The organism is Sulfobacillus harzensis (genome assembly GCF_012933365.1).
Taxonomy (GTDB): Bacteria; Bacillota; Sulfobacillia; order Sulfobacillales; family Sulfobacillaceae; genus Sulfobacillus_B; species Sulfobacillus_B harzensis.
Genome location: NZ_JABBVZ010000148.1, coordinates 1 through 6,122, shown reverse-complemented (window position 1 = coordinate 6,122; position 6,122 = coordinate 1). Strand labels below are relative to the sequence as shown.

Sequence of the window (6,122 nt, the reverse complement as noted above, 5' to 3'; positions counted from 1 at the left end):
AAGTTTTTATTTCGCCATCCGGGTCGCGAAGTCCTTTTTGCGCCGGATGTTCGGGACTATTCACACAAGCTGCTAGTTCGGGCCTCAGACCATCGCTTGGTCGATGGCGTCCCACAAGGCGAGCCGTGCGCGCATCACCCGTTGGGCGATGTCCCGACTGGCGTCCAGACGATCGGGTCGGCCCTCACATAACGCTTCCAGAAGACGCCGTACCATCGGGCCGTGTTTGTCCCCGTCGACTTCGATATGCCGGTCCAGATAATAGACGAAACGCTCCACAGGACGCCCATCGAGCCGCCATTGCCTCATGAGCGCGCTAAAAAGGGTCGGGATCAAGTCCTCCCGCCCATAAAAGAAGGCGGCTGCTACCCCATGCAGGGGCGCCTGGCGGGCGATCGTCAGGGTGTGTGACACGAACGCCTGAGCGGCTGCGGGCGCGCCCGCGGCCTCCATCGCCTCCTCGGGAGGCTGGCCGTGGGCCACTGCGCCGACCACCTGTTCGACCGCCCGTGTGTCGGCCCCAACTTCTCGCATCGCCTCTAAATACAGGGCAAAGTGGCTCGCATAGCCCCCGCGACCATCCTGATCGGACTCCTCCTCCAGGACAATCTCATTGATAAGCCGCGCAAACCCCGGCACCGCCCCCGGCGTCCAGGGCACGTCGATGGACGTCAGCTCCTGTTGCAACCGTTTGGCGAGACTCATGAAGTCCCACACGGCATACACATGATGCTCCATAAAGACGCGAAGACGCTCCACGGAAGTAATCGCCCGATATAAGGGATGCTCGCCAAGCTGGTGTTTCCAGTGATCCAATTCGAGTTCGACCATGAGAGCCTCCATTGACCATTGTTTTTGGGTTAGTCTAGCACATCGAATGGCCGCTCATCAGGAACTCCACGAACCCGACCACAAAACCCATACGTCTCGCGAGGCACCAATCCACTGTCACGGGCTCACCGACAGATTCAGCTCGGGCACACCTCATATGTCACATTTGCCCCCGTTGATCCCAATCGGTATGTGCCGTGAAGTCTCTCGGGTCCGGCAGGGTGATCATCGTAGATTGATGCCCGGCAGGGACGAGTCCCGCCCGCGTCCCCGGACTTCTGTTCGTTCAAAGCGGGCGCATGCCTTTGGGCCCAGAACCACTAAGTTTTGCCCCCGTCGTCCCCGCCACCAGTGGCCGGGAATGGAGCCCAACCGACACCACGTCACGGACACTGGGGCCGTGGCGCCGCATTCAGGATGGCGCATAACGACCATGAGGAACAGTTCATTGCTTCCGACGGTAAGCGCCACTGTCAAACGGAACTAAGCGGGCGCGATAATATGGTGCAAGTTCGACATCGGTCATCTCTAACAAGGTAACGCGAGCAAGGCCGCATAGGTCCGTTTCGACGCCCGCGTGGATCGTCACTCGGCTCTCTGCGAACCGCACATCCCGGACCGCATCTCAGCCCAAACTCTCCTCGTCTCCGAAACGTCTATCCGAAACAGTCTGGCAACATCTCTCCATTACGTTAGGGAAAATCACGTTTATTTAAAGGAGCAAACCCCAAGATGAAGTCCCGTGTGAAGCTGTGGGCATGGGTCGGCGTCGGCGTGGTGGTGGTAGGTGGCGGTGTCGGCTATTGGGCCACACGGCAGCACTACCCCACTGCAGCTGCGACCGGACGTCTGGCCGCCTATCTCGCCGAAGCCGCCCAACAAGGCACGTTCGAAGGACAAATTTCCGCGAGCGGCACGATCGCCCCGACCAACGAGGCCACCGTGCAGTCGCCCCAAACTGGACAGATTTCCCAAATCCATGTGAAGCTCGGACAGACGGTCACCCAGGGGGAGACCGTCGCCACCCTGACCGGCGGCCAAACGGTCACCAGTCCCATCGCCGGCACGGTCGTGAGCTTGGACGCTTCCGCCGGGAGTTATGTGTCCGCGGGCGAAACGTTATTGATCGTTGCGAATATGAACACGGTCTATGCCCAGGTCACCGTCTCGGAAGATGATGTGCGCAATGTCAAAGTGGGTGACACGGTCAAGCTCACCCTGCCGGCACTGCCCAACAAGTCCTACTCGGGTACCGTGACCACCGTGGGCGATTTAGGGAGTTCTGGATCGTCGGGCACGGTCACCTACCCCGTCACCGTCACCGTGTCGAATCCCTCCGGCATCCTGTTGGGCATGAGTGTCACGGCCACCATCGACACTGGCACTATCACGGACGCGGTCTATGTCCCCACCTCGGCCATCGAAACCGTTAACGGGCAGGAGGAAGTGCTCGTCCCGAAGAAGTCCCTGCCGACGCCCAGTTTCGGTTCGGGAGGATTCGGCGGCACCGGTGCAGGTGGGTTTGGCGGCGGTGGTTTCGGCGGTCGAGGCTCAAGTTCCGCTCGCGGTTCCTTCTCCCGCACGGCAACAACCGTTCCCGTGGCGAAAGCGGTGGTCGTAGGATTGACCAACGGCAGTGACACGCAAATTGTGTCCGGCCTGTCCGCCCACCAACAGATCTTGGTCCCCAATCCCGCCGCACAAACCAGTTCCGGGGCGTCTAGTCCCACGGGTCGATTCGGTGGCGGGTTCGGGGTCGGCGGCTTTGGCGGTCCAGGCCTCGGTGGCGGGTTTGGAGGTTGATGATGGACATACTGTTTCAACTCCAAGACGTGGCCAAGCATTATCTGATGGCAGGACAAGAGGTCCCGGCTCTGCGTGATATCAACTTGGTCGTTAATCGTGGCGAATTCGCGAGCATCGTGGGGCCTTCCGGATCGGGAAAAACCACGCTGATGCACATTTTGGGCTGTCTGGATGTGCCGTCTCGGGGCACGTACATGCTTGGGAACCTTAAAGTCTCCGCCATGGGCGAGCTTCAATTGACGCGCGTCCGGCGGGAGCAGATCGGGTTTGTGTTTCAAAACTTCAACCTCATCACGACATTGACGGCCCTAGAGAACGTGGCCCTGCCTTTGGCGTACCAGCGGATGCCGCAGCGTGAACAGCACGAACGTGCCGAAGAAGCCTTGCGGCATGTGGGATTAACGGACCGTATGAAATATCGGCCTAACCAACTCTCCGGCGGGCAGCAGCAGCGCGTGGCCATTGCGCGTGCCATTGTGACCCAAGCGCCCTTAATTCTCGCCGATGAGCCGACGGGTAATCTCGATAGTCAAACGGGCCACGAGGTGCTCAAATTGTTCGATGCCTTGTCTGAAGAGGGTCACACCATCGTGATGATTACGCATGATCGCGAGGTGGCCTTGCGGGGACAGCGGATGATCGAAATTAAAGACGGCCGTATCGTGGCGGATCGTGAGGTGAGCGCATGATCGGCCAAACCCTCAAAATCTCAGTCCGCGCCATCTGGACACAAAAGGTCCGCTCGATTCTGACCATGCTCGGCGTCATCATTGGTGTCGGCGCCGTCATTGCCCTGGTGTCCCTCGGCAACGGCGCACAGCAATCGATTAACAAAAACATTGAAGGTCTGGGATCCAATCTGATTGTCGCCAACGTAGGGTATAATCCCTTTTCCTCTGGATTTCGCGGAGGCGGCGCTGGACCAACCACCTCCGCCACCGGTTCCCCAACGCAACCCCAGCCCCTGACCACGACCCAGGTTACGGCCCTGGCCAATACGAACGGGGTGCGCCAAGCTGCTCCGGTGCTGTCGGGGAATGCCACACTAGGTGTGGGGGCCTCCACGCTCAGCTCCTCCGTAGACGGCACCAATGGGGCTTATGCCAGCATTACGGGATACCATGTCGCCCAGGGACGCTTTCTCTCAGCCTTGGATGTCCAAGCAGCCAATCCGGTCATCGTGTTGGGATCCGGGGACGCGCAAACTTTGTTCGGACGCCAAGACCCCATCGGAGATATCGTAAACCTCAACGGCGTCCCGTTTCATGTCGTGGGCGTGCTCGCCGCGAAGGCAACATCCGCTGGAAAGAACCCCAATGATCTGGCCGTGATCCCGTGGACCACCTACAGCCAAGTCTTCGGGTCGACGGGCATCACCGAGGTCGACTTGTCTGCCGGGCCACACGCCAATGTGAACGCCGTCGTGGCGCGTCTAGACCAAAAACTATTACGCTGGACCGGGTCCACCCAAGACTTTACCGTGACGGCGCAATCGCAAATTCTTTCGACGCTCAGTTCGGTCAACAGAGTGGAAACGCTCCTGTTGGGCGGGGTCGCCAGCATCTCTCTTATTGTCGGTGGCATTGGCATTATGAACATTATGTTGGTGTCCGTGACGGAGCGCACCCGCGAAATCGGAATTCGCAAGGCGGTGGGCGCATCGACTCGTGATATCATGGCCCAATTTCTTATCGAATCGCTGGTGTTGTCAGGTCTGGGTGGCCTCCTCGGCGTGGCCGCGGGCGTCGGGTTTTCCCATGTCATGTCCGGTATCCTGAAATCGCCGACGGCGGTGAGCGTGCCCACGACGGCGCTCGCATTCGGCTTCGCTCTAGGGGTCGGCCTGATATTCGGATTGTGGCCGGCCATGCGCGCAGCTTTGATGCGGCCGGCTCAGGCACTGAGGGTGGATTGAGATGGGCAGGAACATCGTTCGAGGAGGAAGACTACGCATGGACGGGAAGGTTGTAATTGCGCTGGGGGCGCTGACGCTGTTCACCGCCGCATGGGTGACGCGGCCAGCTCACCCGGTGGAAGCCAGCACGACGGCCCACGTCACCGTGGGAACCGAAACCGTAATCAAGGACGTGTCGCTGGCCGGCACCGTTCAGAGCTCCAATCAAGTGTCGGTGTCCTACACGGGCACCCCCACCAGTGTCAGCGGCATCCCCGTCAAGGTCGGGACCGCGGTGGCATCGGGTAGTGTGCTGGCCAAGCTCGCCAACGGCCAGTCCTTAACCTCCCCCCTGCAGGGCACGGTGGTTGCGGTCAACTTGGCCCCCGGCGATCTGGTGCCCGGCAGTTCCAGCGCAGCTCCGGCGTCTGGCAGTTCATCCTCGGGGTTCAGTGGACACGGGTTTGCCGGCCGGAGCGCTTCCGTTCAGTCCGTGTCCGTCGGCGGCACTTCCGAAACCCCCTTATCCATCACAGTGGCCCAAGTGAACCACGTGAGCGTCACCGCCTCGGTCTCGGAACTGGTGGTTGGCGAGCTGCATCCGGGGCAGTCCGTCCGCATTGGGGTGCCCGGTGAGCCGGGCATCCAGTATCGCGGCACAATCGCGGCGGTGTCTATGGTCTCGTCGGCGCAGTCCGGCACCGCGTCGTACCCTGTCACCATTACATTCACCAATCTTTCGGGTAAGCCCATTCCAAAACTGGGCATGTCAGCTGACCTGTCTGTCCAAGTCAAGTCGCAAACCGGCGTGGCGGTGCCCATTGCGGCGGTTCATCAACAGGGCCAACGCGACAGCGTCACATTGGCCAATGGACAACAGGTGCCGGTCCAGTTGGGGCTGATCGGACTAAACCATGTCATCGTGACCCATGGCCTATCGGCTGGTGAAACGATACTGGTGCCCAAGAAGTCCATCTCCGGCCAGGCGGGCCATACGGTGACGGTCGAAGTGCTTCCGAGTTTCCCGAGGGGGTTCTCGGGTCGGTTCGGTGGAGGAAACCCGGGCGGCGGGCTGTAGTCTGCCGTCTTCCGGGCCCTGGGGGATGCATCATGTTCGCGCACATGGAGCCTTAATCCGCAATACGGACGCGGTGTAGACGAGTTGGGCCGGAATCCCGTCCAATCATGCCCAAGGGCGCCACGACTGGTTCGCGGAGGCCGCACCGACCGCCGCTACCTACGACCGGACTACGGCGCCTTTGATATGCGGCCGTCTCCAACCGTCTTCCGAGTACGCTCCCGCTATGGTATATCTGGGCTTCAGCCCGCTCGTGGCGACGAGGGGAATTGAAATGGGGGCGCCTGAGGTAATCCACGGGCCGCCACGGCACATTCGTCACCAACGGTTTCTTTCTCATCATGAGGCTGGATGTTAGTCTGTTCCATGGACACCTCGAACTCGACGATGCTAATCTAGTCGAATGAGGTGATCACCATGGGCAAACAATACGATGCCGAGTTTAAGCGGCAGGCGGTCCGGTTAGCCACCGAATTGAATAAATCCGTGGCGCAGGTGGCCGACGAGCTGGGC

At 60.4% G+C, this 6,122-nt stretch carries 5 protein-coding genes; 4 read left to right on the top strand and 1 reads right to left on the bottom strand.

The features are described 5' to 3' along the window. Positions 1–84: 84 nt before the first annotated feature. Entirely contained in the window at positions 85–831 is a 747-nt protein-coding gene (locus HIJ39_RS20940) for a DUF3050 domain-containing protein (protein ID WP_207711833.1), read from the bottom strand. 732 nt (positions 832–1,563) lie between these two features. Here HIJ39_RS20940 and HIJ39_RS20935 point away from each other — a divergent pair. From HIJ39_RS20935 to HIJ39_RS20920, 4 genes are read left to right on the top strand one after another with little or no spacing between them, the layout of a single operon-like run. Beyond that, positions 1,564–2,634, top strand: a complete 1,071-nt coding sequence (locus HIJ39_RS20935; protein WP_169102983.1) for an efflux RND transporter periplasmic adaptor subunit — start codon at positions 1,564–1,566, stop codon at positions 2,632–2,634. Positions 2,635–2,636: 2 nt separating this feature from the next. After that, complete coding sequence (locus HIJ39_RS20930) at positions 2,637–3,326, top strand: ABC transporter ATP-binding protein (RefSeq protein ID WP_169102982.1); 690 nt, start codon at positions 2,637–2,639, stop codon at positions 3,324–3,326. Continuing rightward, positions 3,323–4,552, top strand: coding sequence for an ABC transporter permease (locus tag HIJ39_RS20925; RefSeq protein ID WP_169102981.1), 1,230 nt, complete (start codon positions 3,323–3,325; stop codon positions 4,550–4,552). The genes HIJ39_RS20930 and HIJ39_RS20925 overlap by 4 nt, the downstream gene beginning before the upstream one ends. Before the next feature lie 37 nt (positions 4,553–4,589). Continuing rightward, the gene (locus tag HIJ39_RS20920) at positions 4,590–5,609 is read left to right on the top strand and encodes an efflux RND transporter periplasmic adaptor subunit (RefSeq protein WP_169102980.1); all 1,020 of its coding nucleotides are present in this window, start codon (positions 4,590–4,592) and stop codon (positions 5,607–5,609) included. The last annotated feature ends 513 nt before the right edge of the window (positions 5,610–6,122 follow it).

Coding starts and splice junctions, on each gene's coding strand:
- HIJ39_RS20940 (WP_207711833.1), bottom strand. CDS start 831: ATGGTCGAACTCGAATTGGATCACTGGAAACACCAGCTTGGCGAGCAT.
- HIJ39_RS20935 (WP_169102983.1), top strand. CDS start 1,564: ATGAAGTCCCGTGTGAAGCTGTGGGCATGGGTCGGCGTCGGCGTGGTG.
- HIJ39_RS20930 (WP_169102982.1), top strand. CDS start 2,637: ATGGACATACTGTTTCAACTCCAAGACGTGGCCAAGCATTATCTGATG.
- HIJ39_RS20925 (WP_169102981.1), top strand. CDS start 3,323: ATGATCGGCCAAACCCTCAAAATCTCAGTCCGCGCCATCTGGACACAA.
- HIJ39_RS20920 (WP_169102980.1), top strand. CDS start 4,590: ATGGACGGGAAGGTTGTAATTGCGCTGGGGGCGCTGACGCTGTTCACC.